22 protein-coding genes, 1 tRNA gene and 2 pseudogenes are annotated in these 26071 nt (G+C 65.9%); 16 read left to right on the plus strand and 9 right to left on the minus strand.

The window, feature by feature from the left end; genetic code table 11:
• Positions 1–89 precede the first annotated feature (89 nt).
• Both uvrA and NO366_RS09330 read right to left on the minus strand, forming a co-directional pair.
• Positions 90–3089: an excinuclease ABC subunit UvrA gene (gene uvrA / locus NO366_RS09325; protein ID WP_256530524.1), complete on the minus strand. Its 3000-nt coding sequence runs from the start codon at positions 3087–3089 to the stop codon at positions 90–92.
• A gap of 109 nt (positions 3090–3198) precedes the next feature.
• Positions 3199–3618: a universal stress protein gene (locus tag NO366_RS09330; protein ID WP_256530525.1), complete on the minus strand. Its 420-nt coding sequence runs from the start codon at positions 3616–3618 to the stop codon at positions 3199–3201.
• Between the two features lie 156 nt (positions 3619–3774).
• Here NO366_RS09330 and NO366_RS09335 point away from each other — a divergent pair, with 156 nt between their 5' ends.
• Positions 3775–4884 (plus strand): SPFH domain-containing protein, encoded by a 1110-nt coding sequence (locus NO366_RS09335; RefSeq protein ID WP_256530526.1) that lies wholly within the window; start codon positions 3775–3777, stop codon positions 4882–4884.
• A 71-nt stretch (positions 4885–4955) separates the two neighbouring features.
• Here NO366_RS09335 and NO366_RS09340 read toward each other — a convergent pair whose 3' ends face one another.
• Positions 4956–5729: a proteasome assembly chaperone family protein gene (locus tag NO366_RS09340; RefSeq protein ID WP_256530527.1), complete on the minus strand. Its 774-nt coding sequence runs from the start codon at positions 5727–5729 to the stop codon at positions 4956–4958.
• Positions 5730–6130: 401 nt separating this feature from the next.
• Here NO366_RS09340 and paaK point away from each other — a divergent pair, with 401 nt between their 5' ends.
• Positions 6131–7414 (plus strand): phenylacetate--CoA ligase PaaK, encoded by a 1284-nt coding sequence (paaK, locus tag NO366_RS09345; protein WP_256530528.1) that lies wholly within the window; start codon positions 6131–6133, stop codon positions 7412–7414.
• Between the two features lie 212 nt (positions 7415–7626).
• Complete coding sequence (locus tag NO366_RS09350; protein ID WP_256530529.1) at positions 7627–8679, plus strand: BtrH N-terminal domain-containing protein; 1053 nt, start codon at positions 7627–7629, stop codon at positions 8677–8679.
• A gap of 267 nt (positions 8680–8946) precedes the next feature.
• Here NO366_RS09350 and NO366_RS09355 read toward each other — a convergent pair whose 3' ends face one another.
• Complete coding sequence (locus NO366_RS09355) at positions 8947–9687, minus strand: SDR family NAD(P)-dependent oxidoreductase (protein ID WP_256530530.1); 741 nt, start codon at positions 9685–9687, stop codon at positions 8947–8949.
• Between the two features lie 119 nt (positions 9688–9806).
• On the opposite strand from NO366_RS09355, the gene NO366_RS09360 reads away from it, so the two are divergent.
• Positions 9807–12998 (plus strand): ATP-binding protein, encoded by a 3192-nt coding sequence (locus NO366_RS09360; protein ID WP_256530531.1) that lies wholly within the window; start codon positions 9807–9809, stop codon positions 12996–12998.
• Between the two features lie 127 nt (positions 12999–13125).
• Here the strand turns inward: NO366_RS09360 and NO366_RS09365 are convergent, their stop codons facing one another.
• Positions 13126–14559 (minus strand): sensor histidine kinase, encoded by a 1434-nt coding sequence (locus NO366_RS09365; RefSeq protein WP_256530532.1) that lies wholly within the window; start codon positions 14557–14559, stop codon positions 13126–13128.
• A 199-nt stretch (positions 14560–14758) separates the two neighbouring features.
• On the opposite strand from NO366_RS09365, the gene NO366_RS09370 reads away from it, so the two are divergent.
• Both NO366_RS09370 and NO366_RS09375 read left to right on the plus strand, forming a co-directional pair.
• Positions 14759–15742 (plus strand): ROK family protein, encoded by a 984-nt coding sequence (locus NO366_RS09370; protein ID WP_256530533.1) that lies wholly within the window; start codon positions 14759–14761, stop codon positions 15740–15742.
• A 162-nt stretch (positions 15743–15904) separates the two neighbouring features.
• Complete coding sequence (locus tag NO366_RS09375) at positions 15905–16276, plus strand: NifU family protein (RefSeq protein WP_256530534.1); 372 nt, start codon at positions 15905–15907, stop codon at positions 16274–16276.
• On the opposite strand, the gene NO366_RS09380 is transcribed toward NO366_RS09375, so the two are convergent.
• Positions 16267–16530 carry a hypothetical protein gene (locus tag NO366_RS09380; protein ID WP_256530535.1) on the minus strand — a complete coding sequence of 88 codons (264 nt, stop codon included), beginning with the start codon at positions 16528–16530 and terminating at the stop codon, positions 16267–16269. The genes NO366_RS09375 and NO366_RS09380 overlap by 10 nt on opposite strands.
• Positions 16531–16619: 89 nt before the next feature.
• Between NO366_RS09380 and NO366_RS09385 the strand changes: the two genes are divergently transcribed.
• The 10 genes and pseudogenes from NO366_RS09385 (at position 16620) to NO366_RS18645 (ending at position 22674) form a co-directional block, all read left to right on the plus strand.
• A complete protein-coding gene (locus NO366_RS09385; RefSeq protein WP_256530536.1) occupies positions 16620–17186 on the plus strand; it encodes an ACT domain-containing protein in 567 nt (188 codons plus the stop codon).
• Positions 17186–18136, plus strand: coding sequence for a homoserine dehydrogenase (locus NO366_RS09390; protein ID WP_256530537.1), 951 nt, complete (start codon positions 17186–17188; stop codon positions 18134–18136). Before NO366_RS09385 ends, NO366_RS09390 begins: the two co-directional genes overlap by 1 nt.
• A gap of 177 nt (positions 18137–18313) precedes the next feature.
• A complete protein-coding gene (gene tuf / locus NO366_RS09395; protein WP_256530538.1) occupies positions 18314–19579 on the plus strand; it encodes a translation elongation factor EF-1 subunit alpha in 1266 nt (421 codons plus the stop codon).
• Positions 19580–19888: a 30S ribosomal protein S10 gene (gene rpsJ / locus NO366_RS09400; protein WP_114577418.1), complete on the plus strand. Its 309-nt coding sequence runs from the start codon at positions 19580–19582 to the stop codon at positions 19886–19888.
• Positions 19889–19994: 106 nt separating this feature from the next.
• Positions 19995–20597, plus strand: a complete 603-nt coding sequence (locus NO366_RS09405; RefSeq protein ID WP_256530539.1) for a rhomboid family intramembrane serine protease — start codon at positions 19995–19997, stop codon at positions 20595–20597.
• A 93-nt stretch (positions 20598–20690) separates the two neighbouring features.
• Positions 20691–20762, plus strand: a tRNA-Ala gene (locus tag NO366_RS09410).
• A 722-nt stretch (positions 20763–21484) separates the two neighbouring features.
• A pseudogene (locus tag NO366_RS09415) lies at positions 21485–21697 on the plus strand (hypothetical protein); the annotation flags it as partial.
• Between the two features lie 79 nt (positions 21698–21776).
• Complete coding sequence (locus tag NO366_RS09420; protein WP_256530540.1) at positions 21777–22082, plus strand: hypothetical protein; 306 nt, start codon at positions 21777–21779, stop codon at positions 22080–22082.
• 53 nt (positions 22083–22135) lie between these two features.
• Positions 22136–22288 carry a hypothetical protein gene (locus NO366_RS09425; protein WP_256530541.1) on the plus strand — a complete coding sequence of 51 codons (153 nt, stop codon included), beginning with the start codon at positions 22136–22138 and terminating at the stop codon, positions 22286–22288.
• A pseudogene (locus tag NO366_RS18645) lies at positions 22285–22674 on the plus strand (PIN domain-containing protein). The gene NO366_RS09425 and the pseudogene NO366_RS18645 overlap by 4 nt, the downstream one beginning before the upstream one ends.
• A 388-nt stretch (positions 22675–23062) precedes the next feature.
• On the opposite strand, the gene NO366_RS09435 reads toward NO366_RS18645, so the two are convergent.
• The 3 genes from NO366_RS09435 to NO366_RS09445 are packed head-to-tail and all read right to left on the minus strand — an operon-like array spanning position 23063 to position 25825.
• Complete coding sequence (locus NO366_RS09435; RefSeq protein WP_256530543.1) at positions 23063–25168, minus strand: type B DNA-directed DNA polymerase; 2106 nt, start codon at positions 25166–25168, stop codon at positions 23063–23065.
• Positions 25165–25440: a DUF8156 family protein gene (locus NO366_RS09440; protein ID WP_256530544.1), complete on the minus strand. Its 276-nt coding sequence runs from the start codon at positions 25438–25440 to the stop codon at positions 25165–25167. Before NO366_RS09440 ends, NO366_RS09435 begins: the two co-directional genes overlap by 4 nt.
• Positions 25427–25825 carry a hypothetical protein gene (locus NO366_RS09445; protein ID WP_256530545.1) on the minus strand — a complete coding sequence of 133 codons (399 nt, stop codon included), beginning with the start codon at positions 25823–25825 and terminating at the stop codon, positions 25427–25429. The genes NO366_RS09440 and NO366_RS09445 overlap by 14 nt, the downstream gene beginning before the upstream one ends.
• Between the last annotated feature and the right edge of the window lie 246 nt (positions 25826–26071).

The raw sequence follows: 26071 nt of genomic DNA on the forward strand, positions 1-26071 counted from the left end.
TCACCGGTTCAGCTACGCTCCCGATCCGTAAAATACCGCCCCGGGTCTCCGAATGCACCGGTCCGAATCCCGAACGGGATCCAGGCACCTCAGTCGTCGTCCGTCGCGGGCGCACTCACCGGTTCGACGCGCTGGCCGCGCGGGCCGTCCAGGTCGACGTCGGGAAGGAGATCCCGAAGGTACTGCCCCGTGTAGGAGTCGTCGTTCCGGGCCACTTCTTCGGGCGTCCCCGTCGCGACGAGTTCGCCGCCGTGTTCGCCGCCCTCGGGACCGAGATCGACGATGTGGTCGGCGTTCTTCACGAGGTCGAGTTCGTGTTCGATGACGACGATGGTGTTGTCGTTGTCGGTCAGGCGGTGGAGCACGTCGATCAACTTGCGCTCGTCCGCCGAGTGCAGGCCCGTGGTTGGCTCGTCGAGCAGGTAGAGCGTGTTACCGCTGTCCTTCTTGCCGAGTTCCTCGGCGAGTTTGATGCGCTGGGCTTCTCCGCCCGAGAGCGACGTCGAGGGCTGGCCGAGGCGCATGTAGCCGAGCCCGACGTCCTTCAGGAGCTGGAGCCGGCGGCGGATCTGGCTCGAGGACTCGAAGAAGTCGTAGGCCTCCTCGACGCTCATGTCGAGGACGTCAGAGATCGTCTTGCCCTTGTAGGTGACGTCGAGCGTGGCGTCGTTGTAGCGCTCGCCGCCGCAGGCCTCGCAGGGGACGTAGACGTCCGAGAGGAAGTTCATCTCGATCTTGACGGTGCCCTGGCCGCCGCACTCCTCGCAGCGTCCGCCCTTGACGTTGAACGAGAAGCGCCCGACCTCGTACCCGCGCTGTTTCGCGAGCGAGGTCTGGGAGAACAGCTCACGGACGTGGTCGAAGACGTTCGTGTAGGTCGCCGGGTTGGATCGCGGGGTTCGGCCGATCGGCGACTGATCGATCAGACGGACCGTCTCGATCTCGTCGATCCCCTCGATCGCGTCGTGCTCGCCGGGGACGACGCTCGTGTTGTTGTTCATCTCGCGGGCGAGGCCCTTGTAGAGGATGTCGTGCATCAGCGTCGACTTGCCCGACCCCGAGACGCCGGTGATCGCGGTGAAACAGCCGAACGGGAGGTCGACGTCGAGGTCGGCCAGGTTGTGCTGGCGAGCCCCCTCGATGGTGAGGTGGCCGTCGGCTTCGCGGCGCGTCTCGGGCACCGGGATCTGCTTGCGTCCGGAGAGGTAGTCGCCGGTGATCGACTCGTCGCAGGCTTTCACCTCGTCGATCGGGCCGTTGACGACGACCTCGCCGCCGCGCTTGCCGGGGCCCGGACCCATGTCGACGATGGTGTCCGCCCGGCGCATCGTCTCTTCGTCGTGTTCGACGACGATGAGGGTGTTGCCGAGGTCGCGAAGCTCCGCTAAGGTGTTCAACAGTCGGTCGTTGTCGCGCTGGTGGAGCCCGATCGAGGGCTCGTCGAGGACGTACAGTACGCCGACGAGGCCAGCACCGATCTGGGTCGCGAGCCGAATGCGCTGACTCTCGCCGCCCGACAGCGTCGAGGCCTCGCGATCCAGCGTGAGGTACTCCAGACCGACTTCGACCATGAAGCCGAGCCGCGCGCGGATCTCCTTCAAGATCTCCTCGGCGATCGTTCGCTCGCGATCGGTGAGGTCTGCCTCCATCGATTCGAAGTGTGCGAGCGCGTCGCCGATGCTCATCCCGTTGATCGCCGTGATCGCGGTGTCGTCGACCAGCACGGCGCGCGAGGCGGGTTTCAGTCGCGTCCCGTCGCAGGCCGGACACGCCGTCGCGGACATGAAGTCCTCGATGTGCTCGCGCGTCGAGTCCGAGTCCGTCTCGAGGTACCGGCGCTCCAGGTTGGGGATGACGCCCTCGAAGCGCTTTCGCTTGCGACGGGTGCCGCTCTTGGTCGAGCGCTCGAAGAGCACCTGTTCGCTCGTTCCGTAGAGGAACGCCCGCTGGATCTCCTCGTCCAGCTCCTCGAACGGCGTCGACAGCGAGACGCCGAAGTGCTCGGACACGGCGTCCAGGCGAGTCTGGTAGTACGACCGGTTGTAACTCCAGGGCTCGAAGACGTGCTTCAGCGGCTTCGAGGCGTCCTGAATCACGAGGTCCTCGTCGATCTCCTTGGTCTCGCCCAGCCCTTCACACTCCGGACAGGCGCCGTGCGGGGAGTTAAAAGAGAAGCTGCGCGTCTCGATCTCCGGGATGTCGATCCCGCAGTGGGTACAGGCCAGTTCCTGCGAGAACTCGACGACGAGACGGTCGTTCGCGTCGGTTGCGCCGGCTTCGTCGTCGGCATCGTCGTCGGTTACCGCACCGAGATCACCCGTCCGGCGGGCCTCTTCGCCGAGGTACTCCGCCGCGTCTTCTGGCGGGTCGGGTAGGATCAGCTTGAGGACGCCGTCGGCCTCGTCGAGGGCCGTCTCGACGCTGTCGACGATCCGCGGACGGTCCTCGGGGCCGACTTTGACACGGTCGACGATCACGTCGATCGTGTGGTCGTAGTTCTCGTCGAGTTCCGGTCGATCGAGCGTGAGGTCGTGTTCCTCGCCGTCGACCTCGACGCGGGCGTACCCCTCCGAGACGAGTTCGTCGAACAGATCTTCGAACGCGCCCTTCTGGTCGCGGACCACGGGCGCGGCGAGTTTGAGGCGGGTCCCTTCGGGCAACTCGAAGATTCGCTCGACCATGTTCTGGGCCGACTGCTCGCCGACTTCGCGGCCGCACTCGGGACAGTGGGGCGTCCCAACGCGGGCGTAGAGCAGGCGAAGGTAGTCGTGCAGTTCGGTCACGGTCCCCACCGTCGAGCGGGGGTTGTTCGCGGCGTTCTTCTGGTCGATCGAGATGGCGGGCGAGAGGCCCTCGACGGTCTCGACCTGGGGCTTGTCCATCTGGCCCAGGAAGTTCCGGGCGTAGGCGGAGAGGCTCTCGATGTAGCGTCGCTGGCCCTCGGCGTAGATCGTCTCGAAGGCGAGCGAGGACTTGCCCGACCCCGAGAGGCCGGTGACGACGGTCAGCGACTCCCGGGGGATCGAGACGTCGAGGTCTTTCAGGTTGTGCTCTTCGGCACCGCGGACCTCGATGTACTCGGCGGTCATCTACCAGTCGACAGCGCCCGGAGTAGGTAAGGACTGTCGGTTCGGAACGCTACCGGAGTGAAAGTGAAGCGGGGGTTCGTGTGCGGACCGCTGACCGTCCAGACCGATGTCAAGCCGCAGGCACGATCGTCACCGGAACCTCAGCCGTCCGGGCCAGCCGGTCGGCGGTACTTCCGAGGATCGTCCCCGTCACGCCGTCGGCGCCGCGCTGGCCGACGACGAGCAGGTCGGCGCCGACGTCGTCGGCGTACTCGGTAAGCGCCTCGGCCGGTTTGCCCCGACGTACGTCGCCGCGGATATCGACGTCCTGGCCGTCGTAGGCGCCGACGACGTCGTCGACGAGCCCTTCGGCGGCCTCGTTCAGATCCTCGACGTCGGCGATACCAAAGCGCATCGGACTCCCGGCCGATTCGACGACCGTGACGACGTGGACCGTCGCGTCCGTCGCTTCGGCCAGCGAGAGGGCGTGTTCGAGTGCCCGTTCGGCCTGCTCGCTGTCGTCCATACCGACGAGGATCGCCTCGTACATGGGTCGCGGTACGTCCCCGCCCCGGAAATCGATGTCGTTCGCTTTCGTCGAGTCGTCGTTCCGATGGCAGGCGACCGGGAACCAGTGTTCTGAACTGACCTGTCGCGTCGCCAATCGCTCGACACGCCTTTCCGTATCGGGCGCGTACCGTGACGGATGGACACCCTCGTTCCAGCGACGACCGGTTCGGCGACACTCCTGGGAATCGGCGCGCTCGTCCTCCTCGTAGTCGTCGTCACGCTCTGGCAGTCGGTCAGGTTCGTCGACGCCTACGACCGCGAGGCGCTGACCGTCTTCGGCGAGTACCGGAAACTCCTCGAACCGGGGTTGAACGTCATCCCGCCGTTCGTCTCGCGCACGTACCGGTTCGACATGCGGACCCAGACGATCGACGTTCCACAACAGGAGGCGATCACGCGGGACAACTCCCCCGTCACGGCGGACGCGGTGGTATACATCCGCGTCATGGATGCCAAACGGGCGTTCCTCGAGGTCGACGACTACATGCCCGCGGTCTCGAACCTCGCCCAGACGACGCTACGGGCCGTCCTCGGCGACATGGAACTCGACGACACGCTGAGTCGGCGTGAGAAGATCAACGCGCGCATTCGCGAGGAGCTCGACGAACCCACCGACGAGTGGGGGATCCGCGTCGAGAGCGTCGAGGTCCGCGAGGTCACCCCCTCGCCGGACGTCAAGGGAGCGATGGAGAAGCAGACCTCCGCCGAGCGAACCCGGCGAGCGATGATCCTCGAAGCCCAGGGGGAACGCCGCAGCGCCGTCGAGAAGGCCGAAGGTGACAAACAGAGTAACATCATCCGCGCACAGGGGGAAAAACAGAGCCAGATCCTGGAGGCACAGGGTGACGCCATCTCGACCGTCCTCCGGGCCAAATCTGCCGAGTCGATGGGCGAGCGCGCCGTCATCGACAAAGGCATGGAGACGCTCTCCGAGATCGGCCAGGGTGAGTCGACCACGTTCGTCCTCCCACAGGAACTCTCCTCGCTCGTCGGTCGCTACGGCAAGCACCTCACCGGCAGTGACGTCGCCACGGACGACGGTACGCTCGACAGTCTCGAGTTCGACGAGGAGACGCGCGAACTGATCGGCCTCGACGACATCGCCGAGATGATCGGCGAGATCGACGCCGAAGCCGAGATGGACGTCGAGGCGATGGAGCGACAGGCCCAGGCCATCAAGGAGGGACAGGACGTTGGCGCCGACGAGACGGTCGACCGCTCCGAGTCCCCCGAATCGGCCGAGTAGGGAGACTCACTGTTCGCCGACGGTGGAACCGCGACTGGTACATTCCCGATCCTACTGGTACAGTTTCGATCCTACTGGTACATGCCCGATCCTTTCGAACGGAAGCTCTGCTCTTCGTCGCCGCCCTGTCCCTTTCGCTGCGCTTGCTGGAACTGGCTCGCGACCTGCTTCATGCGCTGCTGGATCTCTTCGGCCTGCTCGTCGAGCGGCGTCGTGTCGACCTCGAAGTCGACGAGGGGTTCGAGTGCGTTCTCGATGACGGCCTTGGCGGAGCCCGGATCGGGCAGTTGCGGATGGGCGCGAACGACGAGCAACGCGGCCGGGACGTCGGCCTGGTAGCACGCCCGGACGAGCGCGCCGGTCACACCGCCGACGACACCGCGTTCGTCTGCGACCGGAATATCCGCTGCCTCGAGCTCGTCCCTGATCGCATCGGTCGTCGCGATGCCGGTGACACTTCCCAGTTGGGCCTCGGAACTCGCCGGTGCAGCGGCGATGAATATGGCCTTGCCGATCTCGTTCGCGACGTCTTCGATGACACACTCGCTGAGGGGCTCGTAGGCGCTCTCTGGGATCGTCAGATCGCTCTGGAGCGTCATCACCGACGGCTCACCGCAGCCGTATACACGGACCAGATCCTGAACCAGTCCCTCGTCGAACGTCGCCACCGGCGGAAAGGCCTCGGAGGTGATGTTTCCGCAGTGGGAGAGGTCGAGCTGGTCGTTCAACAGGTCGACGGCGATCGAGGCGACGAGGCCGTGACCCGGCAACCCTTCGATGAGCGTCGGTTCCTGACCGCTGAAGTCGGCGAGTTGTTCGTAGGCCGCGGATGGATTGGACGACATGTCACCACCACGTTGGGTGACCACTGACAAGGTTCTTTGCAACGACACCGTCCCCGTGAGCACCGACCGTCACGGGCGCTCGTCCTGTCCGGCTACCGATCCGATCCGTCTTCTCGGACCCGAGTAGAGACGGTCATCGTGGGATCGAACTCCCGGTGGGTCCCCGCCTGCGATACCGGTTTCGTCTATCGGTAGCAATTTAGGAGCCTGGGCCGCACTCACTCGTACGCGTTTCGCCGTCAGTGATCGACCCCGAACAGTGATCGACCCCGAACAGTGATCGACCTCGAACAGTGACCGACCCCGAGCAATGATCGACCCCGAACAGTGACCGACCTCGAACAGTGATCGACCCCGAATCGACGGCGGAATCCCGACCGACCCACCCGCGCTGACGACAAATGTACCAGGACATCGAAACCGCGCCGCGAAGCGAACTGACCGACGTACAGAGCGATCGGCTGCGAGAGACGGTGCGACGCGCCTACGAGAACGTGGCCTTCTATCGCGAACGGCTGGACGACGCAGGCGTCTCACCGGACGACGTCGAGTCCATCGACGATATTACGACGCTGCCGTTCACGCGGAAAGAGCACTTCGAAGCGCAGTATCCGGACGGCCTCTTCGCGGCAGACCACGAGGACGTCCGGCGTATCCACGCCTCGTCCGGAACGACGGGGAAACGCAAGATCGTCGGATACACCGAGAACGACCTGCAGGTCTGGCGCGACGTGATGGCCCGCTCGCTGGCCGCCGCCGGCGTCGAATCCGGTCAGACGGTCCAGAACGCCTACGGCTACGGTCTGTTCACCGGCGGTCTGGGTTTTCACGATGGCATCGAGGAACTCGGGGCGACGGTCGTCCCGACCGGCGGCGGGAACACGGCCGGCCAACTGGAGATGCTCCAGGACCTGGACGTCGATGCGCTCGGAAGCACTCCATCGTACTGCCTCTACCTGGCCGAGGCGGCCGAAGAACGAGGCATCGACCCGCGCGACCTGCCGCTGTCGACGGTGATCATCGGCGCGGAGCCGTTCACCGACCCGATGCGCGAGGAGATCGAGGACGCGCTGGACGTCACGGCGATCGACATCTATGGCCTCTCGGAGCTCATCGGCCCCGGCGTCTCCGTCGAGTGTGCCGACGCCCAGGACGGAATGCACGTTCAGGAGGATCACTTCTATCCCGAGATCGTCGATCCGAAGACGGGCGAACCGCTCCCCGACGGTGAGCGAGGCGAACTCGTGTTGACGTCGCTCACCAAGGAGGCGCTCCCGGTCGTTCGGTATCGGACCGGCGACGTGACCAGTCTCACCCACGAGGAGTGTGCGTGCGGTCGAACGACGGTCCGGATGGACAACGTCAGTGGCCGCGTCGACGACCTGCTCATCGTCCGCGGTGTCAACGTCTACGCCAGCAGTATCGAGGAGGTCGTAGTCGAGATCGACGACGTGGCGCCGTACTACCGCATCGACCTCTACCGCGAGGGTGCGCTCGACACGATGGAGATCACCGTCGAGCGCCACGAGAACGCCGACAGAAGCGCCGAGGAAATCCACGATCTGATCGATAGCCGGCTTCACGAGATCCTGGACGTCACGGTCGACGACCTGTCGGTCGTCCCGTACGGCGAGATCGACCGCCAGGAGACCGGCAAGGTCCAGCGCGTCTTCGACCACCGGTAGTCACAGTCGACCACCGGTAATCACAGTCGAACGCGGCTCCCCGGCCGGGGTTCGAACTGCCGGTCGCCCTTCCGATCCGTACTCCGTCCGGTGTCGATCACGACGGCGGCGCGAGCCTCTCGTGGCGTGCCCGTCGGTCCGACACTCGACACAGCAATCCCCTCCCGCACGCCTTCAGAACCGTTATCGGAATCGGCGACCGACCGTCCGGTATGTCTCGCGCCGACGGGTACGCCCACGGAACAGGCGACCACTGCGGGTCGACCTCGCTTCGAAACCTCGCGACGCACTACGGCTGGGGACTCGACGAGCCGACCTGCTTCGGTCTCGCGTCGGGCCTCGGCTTTACGTACTTCGACCTCGCGGAGAGCCCGCACCGCGGCTTCTTCGGCCGTCCGCTCTGGATCGAGGACACCTTCTTCGATCGTCTCGGAGTCGGCTACGACCTCCGCCAGCCGGGCGTCGCGCCCGATGGATCGACCGACGACGACCGCTGGGACGCGATCGTCGACCGCCTGCGGACGCGGACGGCCGCCGGCGACCCGGTGATGGTCTTCACCGACATCTATCACCTCGCGTACTTCGACACGGGGACGCACTTCGCTCCGCACACGCTGCTCGTCGTCGGCGTCGACGGCGACGAGGCGATCCTCTCGGACAGCGAGTTCGACGCACCCCAGCGCGTCCCGCTCGCCGACCTACGTTCGGCGATGGCGTCCGACGCCGTGTTCGACCTCGGGTACCGCCACCTCGTCGTCACCGACTCGGAGCCGACGGTGGACGTCGCCGACGCCGCCAGGTCCGCGATACGGGACACGGCCGCGTACATGCTCGACCCGGACGCGGTGGATCGACCGCTCGGACGTGGTGCGCACGGCGTCGACGGACTCCGCGCGCTCGCCGACGACGTCCCGACGTGGCCCGACCTGCCCGACCCGCGGTGGACGGCTCGATTCGCCTACCAGAACGTCGAACGCCGTGGCACAGGCGGCGGGACGTTCCGCCGACTCTACGCCGCGTTCCTCGACCGGTTGGTCGACGACCTCCCGCCGATCGACGTCGAACTGGTCGACCGCACCACGACACTCGCCGACGAGTGGACGGCGATCGGTACGACGTTCGAATCGGCGAGCGAACTCGACGCGGCGACAGAGCCGGCCTTCGAGGCACTCCTCTCGGAGGCGAGCGAGTCGCTCCACGACGTGGCTGACGCGGAAGAACGCCTGTTCCGGGACCTCGTCGCCGCTGTCGGCCAAAAGGTGTGAACGGCCTGGTGCTGAGAGCAGGATTCGCCGGAGCCTCAGCGACGAAATCCCGCATCCTCCCCTATGGAGGGGATATACACGACCCTTTGGGAACTGGTCCCAGTTTTCCGATACTGTGTTAAACCGTGACGTACTATCGTGCGACTCGATCCCGGGCCCGTCGATCGTCGGTCGACGGTGTGCCGATCGATGAGACGACGTCCGCCCCGTCGGACTCACGTCCTTCGTCGTCGAGCGTGTCCTTCGTCGTCGAACTCACGTCCGTCGTCAGACGTCTTCGGGTAACCAGCCGCCGTCGACTTCCACGTTCTCGCCGCTCACGTACTCGTTTTCGGGGTCGAGAAAGAACAGTACGGGCCGGGCGACGTCCTCGAACCACGCCGGACGGCCTCTGGGGAGTTCGTCGGGAAACTCCGCCGAGTTCTCGACGACGTAGGGTGAGACGGCGTTGACGGTGATGCCGTCGTCCTGCGTGTCGGCGGCGAGCATCCGCGTGAACATGAGGACGCCCGCCTTGGCGGCGAAGTACGGGAAGTTCGTCGGGTTGACGAGCCCCTTCTCGGCGGAGGCGTAGCCGACGTTGACGATGCGGCCGAACCTCCCCTCGCGCATCGGGGGAAGCGCGCGCTTCGAACACAGCCAGGTCGCCGTGAGATTGGTGTCGAACACGCGGTGCCAGGTCTCGAGATCGATCTCGGCCCAGTTGACGGGCGCGAAATCGCCGACGTTGTTGACCAGGCATTCGACCGAACCGAGATTCGCCTCGACCGAACTGAAGAGTTCGTCGACGCTGTCGGGATCTGTCACGTCCGCCTGTACGGTCGTCGCCGCCGGGGCACCCCGGTCGCGGGCCGTCTCGGCGACACGTGCCGCGGCGTCCGCGCTCGTGTGGTAGTGCACGGCGACGCGGGCGCCACACTCCGCCGCCGCGAGGACGAGCGCACGGCCGAGCCCGCGCCCACTTCCGGTGACCAGCACCGTCCGTCCGTCGAGATCGAGTCCGTCCATACGCACCGTTCTGCGTCGGGGCGGTTAGCTGTAGTGGCGTCACCGTGGGTTGCGGCGGTGCGTTCGGTCGGGTCGACCGGAGCGATCACTTTCATTACGGATGCGTTCGATGCCGTGATATGAACGACTCGCTGGCCGACCTGGTCTGTCGCTTCCTCGCCGACCCCGGCGCCAGCGAGTGTGATTCCCCGCCTGCTGACGAGGGATCGGCAGCGACGCCGGCCACCATCGCAGCGGGTATCGGTATCGCTCCGACCGACGTTCGACGCCGTCTCGACCTGCTCGAGACGCTATCGGAACTCGTCGATGAAGGCGTTCTCTCGGAGACGATCCACTCCGTTCGAGACGGACGCGATCGCCAGTACTACGGGCTCACCGAGCGCGGACGCGAACGCGCTCGCGGCCCTCGTCGGGAACGACTGGCGCGACCGGCGGACCGTCCGGACCCTGCATCGTCCCGGCCGGAACGGAAACGTGACGATCCGGGAGTCGAATCCAGCTCGGCTGGCGACGACCCTCGTCCGGCCGACGAGTCGGCTCGACGCCGACCGTGGAGAAAGCCGACCGACGATCGAATCGTGGGGCGCGAAGACGAACTCGACACGCTCCGTGAAACGCTCACGTCGATTCGCCGGCGCGGCGGTCGGACGCTGGTTCTCAGCGGAGATCGCGGGGTCGGTAAGACGACGCTCTGTTCGGCACTCCTCGGTCACGCTGCCGACCGCGACGTCGCTCGCGGTCGCGCCCGGTGTCGTGGCGACACCGACGAGCCGTTCGAGCCGCTCCGTCGGGCGATCGAGGACGCCTTCGGGGAACCGGTCCCGTCCTCGCTGTCGGACCCGTCGGCGACGCCGGTCGGCGACGGTGCGTCGCTCGCTGCCAGGCGCTCGGCTCTCGTCCGATCGGTTGCGGAGACGGTCTGTGACCGAACGATCGATCGTCCAACCCTCCTCGTCGTCGATGGGCTCCAGGACGCCGACGCGTCCACGCTCGCGCTCTTCGAACGAATCGCGAGTTCGGCCGCGGCGTGGGTTTACCAGCTGTTGCTCGTCGGGACGTATCGGCCACGCGAAGTCGGCGAAGCGACGTCGCTCGCGGCGACGCTAGCTCGCCTGTCGGACCACGATCGGGTCGACGAGCTGGCGATCGAACCGTTCGATCGGACGGAGACGGCCCACCTCGTCTCCGAGGAACTCGGCGACGACGTCGCCGAGTCGGTCGTCGATCGCGTTCACGAATCCACTGGTGGCACCCCGCTTGCACTCTCGGAAACGCTCGCCTGGCTGGCCGACACTCGCGTCGATTCGGGCCCGTCCGACGCACAGGACGGGTCGGCCGACGAACTCGACCTCCCCGCGGGACTCGAGCAGGCGTTCGACCGCCGGATCGAGTCGCTCGACGATGTCGGGCGCGCGGTCCTCGAGGCGGCTGCCGTCCTCGGCGATCCGATCGACGGCGAGACGGTGCGCTCGATCGTCTCCCCGTCCGACGCTACCGTCTCGACGTACGTCTCGCTCCTCGTCGACGCTCGACTCCTCGCCCGGGCGGACGACGAGGCGATCGTGTTCCCCAGCGACGTCGTTCGCGAGACGGTCGTCGATTCGCTCGGCGTCGACCGCCGACGCGAACTCCACGCCAGGGCGGCAGACGCGCTCGCCGCGGCGGACGCCCCGCCGGCGACCATCGCGCACCACCGCGCCGAAGCCGGCGACCTGTCGCGCGCGGTCGATCGATTCCAACGGGCGGCCGAGCGTGCCAGTCGACGGTACGCGGGTGACACTGCCATCGAGCTGTACGGCCGAGCGCTCGACATCGCCACGGAACTCGGGGCGGACCGGCGGATCGCCGACCTGCACCTGTCGCTCGGGGAGACGCACGTCAATCGGGGTGCATACGACGCGGCCGCCGAACGCTTCCGCGCGGCACTCGCCCAGGCGGCCGACGCCGAAATCGAGTCCCGGGCGCGCCACCGACTCGCCGAGATCCGGGTGAAACGCGGCGACGTCGAGGCGGGTATCGCGACCGCGACGACCGGACTCGCCGCGGTCACGGACGCCGTTCCCGCGTCGGATCGGTGTCGATTGCACCGCGTGCTGGGGTGGGGCCGACTCCAGGACGGCGACCTCGACGGGGCGAGAGTCGCGTTCGAGCGACAGGCGTCGGTCGCGGCGGCGGCAGACGATCCGACACTCCGTGCGCTCGCCGAGCACGATCTGGGGACGCTCGCCGGCATGACTGGCGACATCGACGAGGCGGAAACGCGACTCTCCGCGGCCGTCTCGGCGTTCGATCGGCTCGAAGATCCCGGTCATTGCGCGAAGTCGCTGACGAACCTGGCACTGGTCTATCGCCGGAGCGGCGGGCTCGACGCCGCCCTCGAGGCGAACGAACGGGCGCTAGCGATCCAGCGCGAGTACGGCTATCTCGAGTCCCTGCCGGACTCCCGTATGAACCAGGCGGAGCTCCGTCTCGCTCGAGGGGACCTCGCGCTGGCGGTCGAGTCGTACGAGGCCGCCATCGATGCCGCGACGGACTCCGGACGGCAGGAACGAGCGGCGATGGCGCGAACGAACCTGGCGGACGTACTGACCCTCCAGGGACGGATCGGACTCGGGTTTCACCGCTGTCAGGAAGCGATCGACGCCTTCGAGCACCTCGACGCCTCGGACGGACTCGGCACCGCGCACGCGTCGAGGGCGCGAATCTACCTGATCGCGGGCGACACCGAGACGGCGTGTGCGGACGCCGAACACGCACTCTCGATCGCTCGCGACCTCGGGAACGCCGATCGGATCGCGGACGCCCGGGACGTGCGAGGTCGAGTCGCCAGAGCGATGGGCGAACTGGACGCCGCGACGACACACCACGAAGCGGCCGCGTCACTCGCCGCTGACGGCGGGAACGACGTCTCTTCGATCCAATACCGGATCGAGTTGCTCGCCGATCGACTCGCCGATCGAACCGCGGCCGCTCCGTCCGCCCTGCTGAAAGACGCTAAGGCCGTCGTGGCTGAGACGACAGAGCGCGTCCTCGAGGCCCGGGCCCGGACGCGTCTCGCTCGGGCCTGCCGTCGCTGCGGCGAGTACGATCGTGCCGAGCGAGTCCTCGACGAGGCACATCGCGCTCAGGCGGAACTCGGCGTCGTCGTGGATCGCTGTGAAACCGTCCTCGCACGCAGTGCCCTCGAACGCGACACGGATCGGCCGACCGCGGCGGCTGACTCCCTCGGCGTGGCGAACGCACTGATTCAGGAGTATGGACTCGAGTGTTACGCCGACTGGACCGACAGGCTCCGCAGGCAACTCGAGTGAGGGTGCACTATCGCGGCCGCCACCAGCGACCGGCCCGACCGTCGGTGAATCGGTGGTGCGTCCTCACGCGTGTCGGTGACCGGATCGCCCCGTTTACTCGGCCGGGACTCCCTCGAACCGGTCTCCGTTACTCGGCGTCGGTTTCCATCCGGCGGAGGGTGAGGGTGACGACGGCGCCAGTCGGGTCGTTCTCCCGGATGTCCATCTCGCCGTCGAACACCTGGACGATCCAGGACGTCAACCAGAGGCCGAGGCCGCTCCCGTGTGTGAGCTGCGTCGGCATCGCCGTGCCGAGGACGAACGATCGTTCTTCCTCCGGAACGCCCGGTCCGTCGTCCGCGACGGTGAGATCGACCCAGCCGTCCTGCCGTGCGTCGGTGGCGGTGATTTCGACGGTGGGTTCTGCGCCGTCGTTGTGAACGATCGCGTTCTCGACGACGTTCTGGAGAGCGATCTCGAGCGGATCACCCGCGTCGAGTTCCCCCTCCGCCGTGATCGTGACGTCGATCGACGCCGACGGATACCGCTCGCGTGCCCACTCGGCACAGTCGGTGACGAGCCGATCGACGTCGACGCGATGACCGCCGTCCGGGGCCGTTTCGATCGAGCGTTCGAGGGTGCGGACCGTCTCACCGAGTTTCGAGAGCCAGGTGGCCGCGCGTCGTATCGTTCGCAGGGCCTCTCCGTGTTCGTCGTCGACGGCCGGTTCGAGCGTCTCCGCGTAGCCTGCGATGATGTTGACGTTGGTTCGGAGGTTGTGTCTGAGCGCCCGGTCCATGACGGCGAAGATTTCCTCGCGTCGCTGGCGTTCGGTCACGTCGCGGAGCACGCCGACGGCGCCGGCGAACCCGTCGTGGCTCGGCCTGAGCGCGAGCGAGTTCTCGACCGTGAGGTGGCGACCGTCGGCCGTCACGGCGACGCTCTCGATCGTCTCTCGATCGGCCGCGTCGTCGTCGAGGAGCCCTCGAAGCGATTCGGCGATCGAGACGGCACCGTCGTCGGTCGTGATCTCGGAGAAGTGGACGTCGGATTCGGCGACGGTAACCCGGTCGATACCGAAGCGCTCCTCGAACGCCCGGTTGACGAACGTGAGCGTCCCCGTCTCGTCGGTCGCGTAGACGGGATCCGGGACGACCTGCATGATGGTCTCGTACTGCTCGAACGTGCTCGTCGGGGGTACCGGATCGGTCGCCTCGTCCGTCCTGGCGCGGTGCGCGTTGGAGCGGTACCCGTCGTGCGTCGGACGGAAGTGAATCAGGTGTTCGCTCTCTGCGTCCGATTCGGGCACGACGTACGGCTCGAACCGCTCACTGCTGCCCTCGGACGTCCCATCGACGGACTCGCCGTCTGTGGCCGCCTCCAGGTACTCGTCGGCTCGCCCCCCGACGAGCGCGTCGCCGTCGCCGAACACCGTCCGGGCGCGATCGTTGGCCGCGACGATGTCGCCACCATCGACGCGAATCAGTGGATCGGGGTGGTCGTCGAACCCGCGGCGCCTGCTATGGCCACCGTCGGCGCGCACCGGTCCGTGTGCGTCTTCGGAACCGACGTCGGGCGTCACTGTTTCGCGTACAGGTGCTTCGATACGCCACCCGCCCACTCCGTCGATTCGACGCCCGGTCCTCATCTCCGTAGACGACGGCAGTGAGGAACCTATAGGTTGTGGCGTTCACCGGCAGACGGTGTCGCGAACCGAGCCGTCGTTCGGGCTCCCGCTGTCGCTGTGGCGTTAAGTGGATGGCCGCCGTTCGAACCCGTGAATGTCGTACTACGCGGGGATAGATCTCGGGGCGACGAACCTCCGTGCGGTCGTCGGCGATCCCGCAGGCGAATCCCTCGCGATCCGCCGACGGCGGACGCCGCAGGGACCGTCCGGTATCGACGTCACCGAGGCCGTACTGGAGACGCTTCGCGACGCGTGCATCGAGACCGGGATCGAACCGGCGTCGATCGACGCCGCCGCGATCGGGTCGATCGGACCGTTCGACCTCGCCAACGGGGCCGTCGTCGATCCGGCCAATCTGCCCGATACGATCGACCGGATCCCGCTCACCGGTCCCGTCGAGCGACTCGTCGAGACCGACCGCGTCGCGTTACACAACGACGCGACGGCGGGCGTCATCGGCGAGCGCTTCTACGCCGATCGTAACCCCGACGACATGTGTTACGTGACGGTCTCGTCGGGGATCGGTGCGGGCATCTGCTGTGACGGGTCGGTCCTCTCCGGCTGGGACGGGAACGCCGGCGAGATCGGCCACATCGTCGTCGATCCCGCCGGCCTCCTGCGGTGCGGTTGCGGGCGCCCCGGTCACTGGGAGGCATACTGTTCCGGCGACGGGATTCCGGCGTACGCACGAGCGATCGCGGACCGCGAACCCGGCGTCGAGACGTCGCTCCCCCTCGAGTCGGACGATTTGGACGCCGAGAGGGTCTTCGACGCGACGGGTTCCGATCCGCTCGCAGACCTCGTCGTAGACCGCGTCGCCGACTGGAACGTCGTCGGAATCGCCACCCTCGTTCACGCCGTCGCACCGATGGTCGTCTCGATCGGCGGTGCCGTCGCGACGAACAACCCCGGGGCGGTCGTCGAACCGATCCGCGAGCGACTGGGCAGCGCCGTCATCTCGAACGTTCCCGAGGTCAGGGTGACGGCGCTCGGCGACGACGTTGTCCTCCGTGGCGCGCTCGCGAGCGCGATCACCGGTGGAACGGGTGACGTCTCCGAACGCACGCAGACCGGGTGACGTCACCCAACCAACCGCACTGCGATGACCGCACTCGCCAGCGGTGTCGACCCTTCCGAACGCCCCATCGGGTCTCGTTGCTGTGTCGACGAGTTACTCGTCCCGCCGAACCCGACCGGGGAAACCCCAACGTATACCCTTACTCGATTCCTATAGCGACCTATGACCGCGGCCGAGTCCGGTGAGTCGGATCCGCTCCGCGAGCGCGTCGAGCGCTGGCTCACGGCGCAGATGCCGATCATCCAGATGCACGGCGGGACCAGTGCCGTCAGGACGGCCGACGCCGAGACAGGCGAGGTGGTGATCGAACTGGGCGGCGGCTGTCGCGGCTGCTCGATCAGTGACGTCACGACGGGAAACATCCAGGCCGAACTCCTTACGTGGGACGAGATCGACGACGTCACCGTCAGAGTCCCCGACGCCCGCGAGCAACTCGGCGGCCCCGACCAGGCCGAATCCATCATGGGTATCGATCGAACCGAAGGCGGTCGTGGTGACTGGGGCTCGTCGAACCCCGGAGCGGATCACCTATAGCGTGGCCTCTCCTGTCGTTCGTGATTTCTCCTGTAATTCGTACTCCTTCTGTCGTTCGTCGTCTCCCCTGTAGCTCTTGATCTCTTCTGTCGTTCGTCGTCTCCCCTGTAGCTCTTGATCTCTTCTGTCGTTCGTCGTCTCCCCTGTAGCTCTTGATCTCTTCTGTCGTTCGTCGTCTCCCCTGTAGCTCTTGATCTCTTCTGTCGTTCGTCGTCTCCTCTCTGGCCCGTGGTCTCGCTGCTGACGACGGCCATATTTGAGACAGGCTATACACTTTTACTACGGACACGCCTTCGTTCGAACATGCCACAGCGTGGCGGTGTGCGTAGCACTGGTGAGACCGATGAGTGACGCGAACGCCGACGAGTCGTCGCAGCCGTCGCCGACGGGCGCCAGTGAGCGGACAGCGTACACGCTCCGCCTCGAACTCGAGGACGAGCCGGGCAGGTTACACCACGCGCTCGGGCCGATCACCGAACACGGCGGAAACTTGCGATCGATCCACCACGAACGAGGCAACCGAACGCCGCGCGGGACGATCCCTGTGGAGATCGTCATGTCGTGTTCACCCGCGCAGTTCGACGCGCTGGTCGAGAGCCTCGAAGCGGCAGACGTGACGGTGATCGAAGCCGGTTCGCGACGGTTCGAGCGGACGGTCAACGTCGTTCTCGTCGGTCACCTCGTCGACACAGACCTCTCCGATACGCTCTCGCGGATCGAGGCGTTCGAGTACGCCTCGGTCGTCGACGTTTCGCTCGCGGCCCCGGAGGGAACCGAGGGTGTCTCGAGTACGCGCGTCCAACTCGCCGTCGACGACGGGAACGTCGAGCCGGCAATCGACGCGATCAGGTCGGTGGCGGACGAGAAGGACATCGCGGTCGTCGAGCCGCTCCACGAGGGTGATCGGTGATGTCCGGTCACCGACTCGCGATCGTCGGCGCGGGCGCGGTCGGTCGGTCCGTGGCCGAACTCGCGGGCGAATACGGTCACGACGTCGCGGCGATCGCCGATTCGACCGGGGCGGCGGTCGACCCGACTGGGGTCGACGTGCCGTCTGTGCTCCGTCGGAAACGGAGCGGGGAGCCGGTCGGCGACGACGCACCGGACGCGCTCTTCGAGAGCGACTACGACGTACTGGTCGAGGCGACGCCGACGACACTCGGCGACGCACAGCCGGGATTCGGTCACGTCGAGCGAGCGCTCGCCGCCGACCGACACGTCGTGCTGGCGAACAAAGGGCCGGTCGCCGAACGGTACGAAGAACTTCGCCGGCTCGCGGCCGAGAGTGAGGGCTCGCTTCGCTTCGAAGCGACGGTTGGCGGGGCCATCCCGATCCTCTCGACGATCGAGGATCTCACGCCCGCGGCGGTCACCGCCGTCCGCGGCGTGCTCAATGGGACGGCCAACTTCGTCCTCAGCCGGATGGCGAGCGAGGGACTCGTCTACGACCACGTCCTCGCGGAGGCCCAGGACATGGGCGTCGCGGAGGCGGATCCGTCGTTCGACGTCGACGGCACGGACGCGGCGCTCAAGTGCGTGATCCTGGCGAACGTCCTCTCGGATGGCGGTCACTCGCTCGACGGGGCGGACGTGACGGGTATCGAGTCGATCACGCAGAGCGCCCTCGAACTCGCCGCAGAAGACGGACAGACGATACGACTCGTCGGTGAAGCGAGTCGCGACGGCGTTCGCGTCGGTCCGCGGCTGGTTCCGGAACACGGCCCGCTCGCGGTCTCCGGCACGCGTAACATCGTCCAGATCGAGACCACGCACGCGGGGCAACTCCACAACAGCGGTCGGGGTGCCGGCGGCCCGGAGACGGCCACCGCGATCCTGGCGGACGTCGAACGTCTCGAGTAACTCATCGATGCGGTCGTCGATGTCCTCGTCTCGGAGACGGTGTTCCCCGCCAGATCGTGTGACAGTGACGCAAACCGCACGACGGCATCGGGGTGGCCTGATACGACTTTCGAAATGGTTTTAACTACTTCCGGCCAACAAACCCGGTATAAGCGCCTTTGCGCGTGAGCTACAACAATGAGCGACAAACCACACCAGAACCTGGCCATTATCGGCCACGTTGACCACGGGAAGAGTACGCTCGTGGGCCGACTCCTCTACGAGACAGGGAGCGTCCCGGAGCACGTCATCGAACAGCACCGCGAGGAAGCCAAGGAGAAGGGCAAGGGCGGCTTCGAGTTCGCCTACGTCATGGACAACCTCGCCGAGGAGCGCGAGCGCGGTGTCACCATCGACATCGCCCACCAGGAGTTCGACACGGACAAGTACTACTTCACCATCGTCGACACCCCTGGCCACCGCGACTTCGTCAAGAACATGATCACCGGTGCGTCGCAGGCGGACCACGCCGTCCTCGTCGTCGCCGCCGACGACGGCGTCGCGCCCCAGACCCAGGAGCACGTCTTCCTGTCGCGCACCCTGGGTATCGAGAAGCTGATCATCGCGATCAACAAGATGGACGTCGTCGACTACTCCGAGGACGACTACAACGATGTCGTCGACGAGGTCAACAAGCTCCTCAAACAGGTCAACTTCCAGGTGGACGATAACTCGTTCATCCCGATCTCGGCGTTCGAGGGCGACAACGTCGCCGAGACGTCCGACAACACGCCGTGGTACGACGGCCGCACCCTGCTCGAGACGCTCAACGACCTGCCGGAGACCGAAGAGCCAACGGACGCACCGCTTCGCCTCCCCATTCAGGACGTCTACACGATTTCGGGTATCGGGACCGTCCCGGTCGGACGTGTCGAAACCGGTATCATGAACATCGGCGACAACGTCTCCTTCCAGCCCAGCGACGTCGGCGGCGAGGTCAAGACGATCGAGATGCACCACGAGGAGGTGCCCGAGGCCGGTCCCGGCGACAACGTCGGATTCAACGTCCGTGGCATCGGCAAGGACGACATCCGCCGCGGTGACGTCTGTGGTCCCGCCGACGACCCGCCGACGGTCGCCGAGACCTTCCAGGCCCAGGTCGTCGTCATGCAGCACCCCTCGGTCATCACGGCCGGCTACACGCCGGTCTTCCACGCCCACACCGCCCAGGTCGCGTGTACGATCGAGTCCATCGACGCGAAGATGGACCCCTCGAGTGGTGAGGTTACCGAAGAGAACCCCGACTTCATCCAGTCGGGCGACGCCGCGAAGATCACGATCCGGCCGCAGAAGCCCCTCTCGATCGAGGCGGCGAGCGACATTCCGGAACTCGGCAGCTTCGCCATCCGCGACATGGGCCAGACCATCGCGGCCGGACAGGTCCTCAACGTGGACGAGAAATAAATGCAGCAAGCACGTGTCCGTCTCGCCGGGACGAGTCCGCAGGACCTGGACAACATCTGTGACGACGTCCGCGAGATCGCGAACAACACGGGCGTCAACCTGAGCGGTCCGATCCCGCTCCCGACGAAGACGCTCGAGATTCCCACTCGCAAGTCGCCCGACGGCGAAGGGACGGCGACGTGGGAGCACTGGGAGATGCGCGTCCACAAGCGCCTGATCGACCTCGACGCGGACGAGCGTGCGCTCCGTCAGCTCATGCGCATCCAGGTGCCGAACGACGTCTCCATCGAGATCGTCCTCGAAGACTGACCGGCACGCGCTGTTCGGATCGTCACGCGCACGGTTCTCGCGCTTTCTCGACCGCGAGTGACGTCTCCGTCCGACCGATTTAGGTGACGGCCCGCGAAGAGCCGGTATGACCGGGTCCGGGAGTCCGATCGTCGAGACGCTGGCGGTGTTCGTCGTCGTGTTCGTCCTCCAGTGGGTTGCGGGGCTGTTCAGTCTCGCGTTGGTGGCCGGGTTGTTCGTCCTGGCGCCACCGCTCGAGGCGAATCCCTGGACGATCGTGACGAGCGTCTACGCCCACGAGAACCTGTCTCACCTGCTCTCGAACGGCGTCGCGCTCGTGTTGTTCGGCTGGCCGATCGCGCGGGCGACGACACGCCTGCGCTTTCACCTGTTCTTCGTGACGACGGGTGCGATCGCGGGCGTTTCCCAGGTGGTCCTCTCCGGCGTCGTCGGCAACCCAACGGCCGTCCTCGGTGCGAGCGGCGCGGTCTTCGCGCTGATGGGCTACCTGCTCGCCGGCAATCGTCTCTCCGACGGATTGGCCGCGCGCGTTCAGGTGTCGCCGGTACTCGCACTGTTCGTCTTCGTCGTTCTCGGGGTCCTCATCACCCTCGCGACGGCCGCTCCGCGTGTCGCCCTCATCGCACACTTCACCGGCTTCCTCGTCGGCGCGATGGCTGGCCGCGCCGGCCTGCTCGAAGTGCCCCGACGACAGCGGCAGTTCGGGTAGCGACCGAGTCCCCGTAGTCAGTTGCTAGCCACCACCGTGACGCCGTCTCCGAAACACAAGCTACTAATAGCACACGCGGTTACGAAATCGCGAGGGCTCGTAGATCAGTGGCAGATCGCTTCCTTCGCAAGGAAGAGGCCCTGGGTTCAAATCCCAGCGAGTCCACTATTCTTCGCCGCGAGCAAACTCGCGAGCGGCGTGAATCGTCGTCGACGCTGGATTTGAAGCCCTGGAAGTCGCAGCCCGGAACGGCCGAACGTAGTGAGGCCGCAGGCCCGGTACGTCTTCCTCCGGGTTCAAATCCCAGCGAGTCCATCAGAATTCTTATACATTTCGAAGTCTCTCGATAGCCACAGGCTCCGACGTTCTCGGTCCAATTTGCACTCATGGTGGTGAGAAATCAACAGCCGATTTTGAGAGTGAGACGACGGTATTTGTTTCGCGCCATCGCAGTCAGTCGATTGTACCGAGTGAAACGGGGTGGTCTGCGTGAGCGCGGACCGTTCCGATACCGGCCCCGACGTTTTCCGAAAGCGGGTCGCACTCTCGCCCCGACCTGCCACAAACGGGTTACACTCGCCGGTTGCGACGAATCGGTTCACACCGTTCTCAGCCGTTGGTAACTGACGGGGTGGGCGACGGTGACGGACGCGTTCGTTCCCGCGTCATACCTGTATGACGTCGAGACGCGATCGACGTTCGTCCACCCAGCGAAACTGGCGAGTGCCATCGAGGTTCGCGAGGCGGTCGAGAAAGCGTGGGTGAATCGGCGTGAGCCGCGTCGTCGAGCGCGACGATTGCGAGCGTTGCGGCGAGCCGGCCGCGGCGACGAGTCGCCTGTGTCCCGAGTGCGTTCGTGAGGTGCGGAAAGCGCGGGGTGATGTGCTGTGAGCTCCCGTGCGCATCTCGGCGAGATCGAGAGTCCGAAGGCCAGCGGTGACGCGATCGAGGCGAGCCTGATTCAGGAGATCGACGCGTTGGGCTACGTGGGCGATCGGACGGCCACCTGGCACGACGCGGAGACGACCGGTCTCCTGGAGCCGTCGACGACGCTGCCGTTTTTCGGAATCGTGGTCGTCGAGATGGAGACGCCGATCGATCCGAGCAGGAGGTAGCACAACTCGTGTGGTCGCACGTGATCGATTCGGAGTCGGTCGACGTATCGGGAGGTGGGCGGCCGTGACGCGCCCCGATCCGCACCTTTCGCACCCGAGAGAGGGTGACCTTCCGAATGGTGACCTGGCCGTCGTCAGAGACCGACAGCTGAGCAACTCGGCTGCCATCGTGCCTTCCGAAAATCGAATGCTGTACGAGTGCCTTATGGAGGTTCTATGGGCCAGCTACGTCCCCGACACGATGCCGGCGACTCTCGCGGTGGCGTGCGAGGACCTGACCGCCGAACAGCGCCAGGAGATCGCCAAGACGCTCTCGACGAGAGCTATCACGTTCGAAACAGAGGTGAGCGTGAGTGCCGAGAAGGAATAGCGTTCGAGCCGGTCACCAGCAGGCTTTTGCGAGCAGGTGTACAATACGACCGTATGAGCCTCACTGCAGACGACTTCACTGGGTTCACGACTGGCGACCCTGAAGACGACGAGGACGAATCGCTGGGTGATGCGCTCGCGGAGCTGGCCGTCGACATCGAAACTGATGCCGTCGAAGCGGTCCGGGACGCTCGCGAACGGACATGAAACTCTTCCTCGATACCAACGTTATCGTTGCAGCTGTGACGCGCGACACGGAGCGGTCAGAGACCGCTATCGCTGTGCTCAATGACCTCGACGAGACGTACACGTCCGTGCTGAACCTGATGGAACTTCGGAGTGTCCTCACGAAGAAGAAAGGGTTCGAGCGCGACCGAGTCAGCCGAATTTAGCAGCGCGTTGCGTCCCGGACCACTGTTACCTTCCCTGATGCCTCCGACATCGTTGCAGCGAACCGCCTCCAAGATGAGACGCTGTTGTATCCGATGGATGCGCTCGTTCTCGCCGCCTCCGATGCCGTCGACGCGACGCTCCTCTCATTCGATGGTGAACTCCGGGATCACGGTGCAAAACGACCGCAGGACCTCATCTAACCTGAATTCGACCGCCGTGCCGTTCTCGCCCCTGACCCACCCCGCCGAAACCCCGGCCAACGCGCGCGGGCACGAGGCCCAGTTTCGTCGCGACATCGTTGTCAACGGTCACGGTTTCCCGCGGTCGAGGCAGGGTTCGAGCCGAGAAAAGTACCGTTCATCGGGTTCTACAGTCCGAGTATCTGCATCTCCCGACCCGAGTGCACGGGTTCGGTACCGATTCTGTCCGACGGTTACTGACGAAACGGAGGTCCCGCAATGACGGGCTTGCCCCTGCGTCGGATCGCGACGCCGTCGAAACGCAACCGTCGAGCCCACATCCACTGTCGACGGACCTGCTGCAGGTCGTGACGAGACCGACGATCTTGGAGGCGACCACGGTGTGGAGTCAGTACGCTCCGATCGTCGTCGCCACGCGATCGGCCAGGTACCGCTCTATGTCTCTCTCACGCCACCCAGCCGGAGAGAGCACGCTCTCGGCCGCTCGAACGAGTTCGGTCGCGTAGAACTCTGCGTCGTAGCGGTCGATCTCCTCGTGGGGAAGCTGTACGCGGTCGCGGCCCGATTTCGAATCGTCGACGACCACGTACTCGACGGGTTGGCCGGGTTCGCGACCGATCCCGGCGGCTTCAGCTCGCTCCAGTGCCGCCACCGACCGCGTCGATTGCGTGTACTCATCCAGTCGCTTCGAACTACGAACCTCGATCACGAGCTCCATCGGGGTCACCTCGCCCGCTCGAAGCCGCTGTAACTGCCGGTCGAGGCGATCGCAGACGGCCTCCGGTGACCGCGTCGAATCGAACACATCGATCAACTCGCGCTGGCACTCGGCGACGAACGCTGGCGTCGAGTGCTGGCGCACCTCGATCCCGCGAAACTTGTATTCGCCGTCGCGCTTCCGGCCGAAATACTTCGTCAGCGCGCCGGCCTCGCTGTCGGCCATCGGGACGAACGCCACCCAGTCGAACGCACCCTCGTACTCTAATCGAATCCCGGCGTCGGCGGTAATCTCGCGGGCGACGTCGTCGAGATCCGTCTGTGCCATCTCGTCGCGGGCCTGTACCCACAGGCTGTCGACGATTCCGTGGACGACTCGCCAGCCGTTGGCCTCCAGGGTCTGCTTGGCCTTCAGGAGGATCTCGCGGGCGTAGGCGTTGATCGCTTCGTGACACTCGATGCGACCGAACTTCGCGTTCGAGAAGCCCTGATAGCCGAAGCAGGAGACGAGGATCCACTTGATCGCGTCCGACGTCTGTTGCAGCGCTTCCTGCCGCCCCGGATCGTCCGTCTCTTCGATGTCGGCCTTGATCGAATCTCGGTCCGAGATCAACGGCTCGAGGACGTCCGCCAGGTAGCCCCGTTCGTCGCAGATCGAGTAGCCGAGCCCAGGGACGTCATCGCGATCGGCGTGACACTCACAGCAGATCGTCTCCGGACTCACGTTCCGCGTGACGATGATATTCGGGTAGAGACTCGAAAAGTCGAGTTCGTGGACGTCTTCGTGGACGCCGACGTCGGGCGCGAACGTGTAGCCGCCGCGGTCGGCCTCGTGCAGCGTCCGCATCGGCTTGAAGAACTCGTGACGCCAGGACGTCCACGGCGTCAGAACGTTCCGCGCTCTCGCCTCGGCGATCTGGATCGCCGTGAGGACGTTCCCGATCGACGCCCACGCTGTTTCCTGGAGGGGTTTTCGGGATCGTCGAGCGAGGTCGAGGATGCCCTGAAGGCCTGATTGTTCGTAGAAGAACGTGTTCGAGCGGTCGACGATCGCTCGGCCGGGGACGTTGTACCGCGCCGGAGAGTGTCCGACCTGCCCGTAACTCTCGAAGGTCGACGCACCGGCGAGCGTCTGCCACCCTGGGCGCCGGCCTAGCTCGAAGTCGTCTCGCCCGACCGCCTCGGCCGCGTCGTACAGACGGGGGACGAGCTCGCTCGACGAGAGTACGAGCACGTCCGGGTCGCGACGGTCGAGAGCGCGCTCGACGCCGTCGACCACCGCCTCGGGGTCGTCGGTAACAGTCTTCCCGCCGACCGACAGCGTCGAGTGGACGTCGTCGACCATCGCGGTCGCCGGTGCGGTGAGTTCGAGCGTCCGCAGGTCCCGCGCCGGCGCCGGGGTCTGGCCCGTTTCGAGACAGTAGCGAAACTCACGCGAGAAGTCCACGTCGAAGCACTTCACGTCCCCCGGCCGGCCGATGTCACGGAGGGAGGACGCGAGTTCGTCGACGGCGTCGATATCCGGCACGTCGATCCGGAGGACGGGTTCGAGACCGTGTCGCCAGCCGCGCCGCCACGGCTCGAGTTCCATCTTCGTCGCGAGCGGATGCGGATCGAGGCGATCGGCGAGCCCCTCGAACGACAGGTCGCCGTCAGGGATGGCGTAGATGGTCGGTGTAAACTCCGCGTTCGAGACGGTTTCGACGCCGTCCGGCGTCGCGTGCCACTCGACGACGCCGTCGTCCAGGTAGTCGACTGTGAACAGCCCTTCGGTCATGACTCGCACTCGTCGAGCGCCCCGTCGACTGCGTCGAGGCGCTGTTCCACTTCCGCGAGCCGGCGTTCTTGGGCGAGCGCGATCGAGACGAGCAGCGCGACCATCGGGTCGGTCGGGTTCTGGTAGCCGGCGGCGTCGGCGTACTGACGGCCGTGTTCGAAGAGCCGGTCGAAGTGTGGCTGGTCCTGGTGACGCAGTGCGCGTCGGTAGTCGCCCCAGCGCTCTTCGATCGATCGCACGTGGTCTCGGTAGGTCGGGTTAGTGCGCCCCACTGGTCCTCACCTCCGTCGAGGCGCCGGCGTAGAGCGGTTCGCGTGCGCGTACGACCTCGCCCCAGCACACGGGCGTCGTCTGCATCCAGCCGTCTTCCTGGGGATAGACGTGCGTCTCGACGTCTTCGCTCTCGAACCGCGGCCCGAGGGGCGTCGACCGATAGCGGACGGTCCGAGACGTGGTTTCCGATACCGCTTCCGATACCGCGTCGTCGGGAGCGCGGGTGATCAGGGGGGGATACTCGTGTTCGCGGGCGAGCCGACCGAGCCGCGCCAGTGTCCGAAGGGGCAGGTGATCGACGACGGGGGAGTGAAACGGCGTTATCGGGTCGTCCGAGTCCAGGACCGTGACGCCGGCTTCGGGATCCGGGAGATCTGCGGTCACAGATTTATTGAATTGGTGCACACTCGGCCATTTATCTTAGATTGTTGTATCGATCGGGGTCCGATTTCCGATATTTCCGAAACGGTTCCCCGTTGCACTCCGTGACGTCTCAGCCCCGGTGGGGCACGGAGGACGGTATCAGACGGTCGAGAACCTGCCAGAGACCCGCCACTACGGGCATGGGGCGAGCGTCCGGTCGCTACCGACCGGACCGATTCTCGGGAGAGAAGCGTCAAGCGGTCGGTC

It is taken from the genome of Halovivax cerinus (assembly GCF_024498195.1).
GTDB classification, from domain to species: domain Archaea; phylum Halobacteriota; class Halobacteria; order Halobacteriales; family Natrialbaceae; genus Halovivax; species Halovivax cerinus.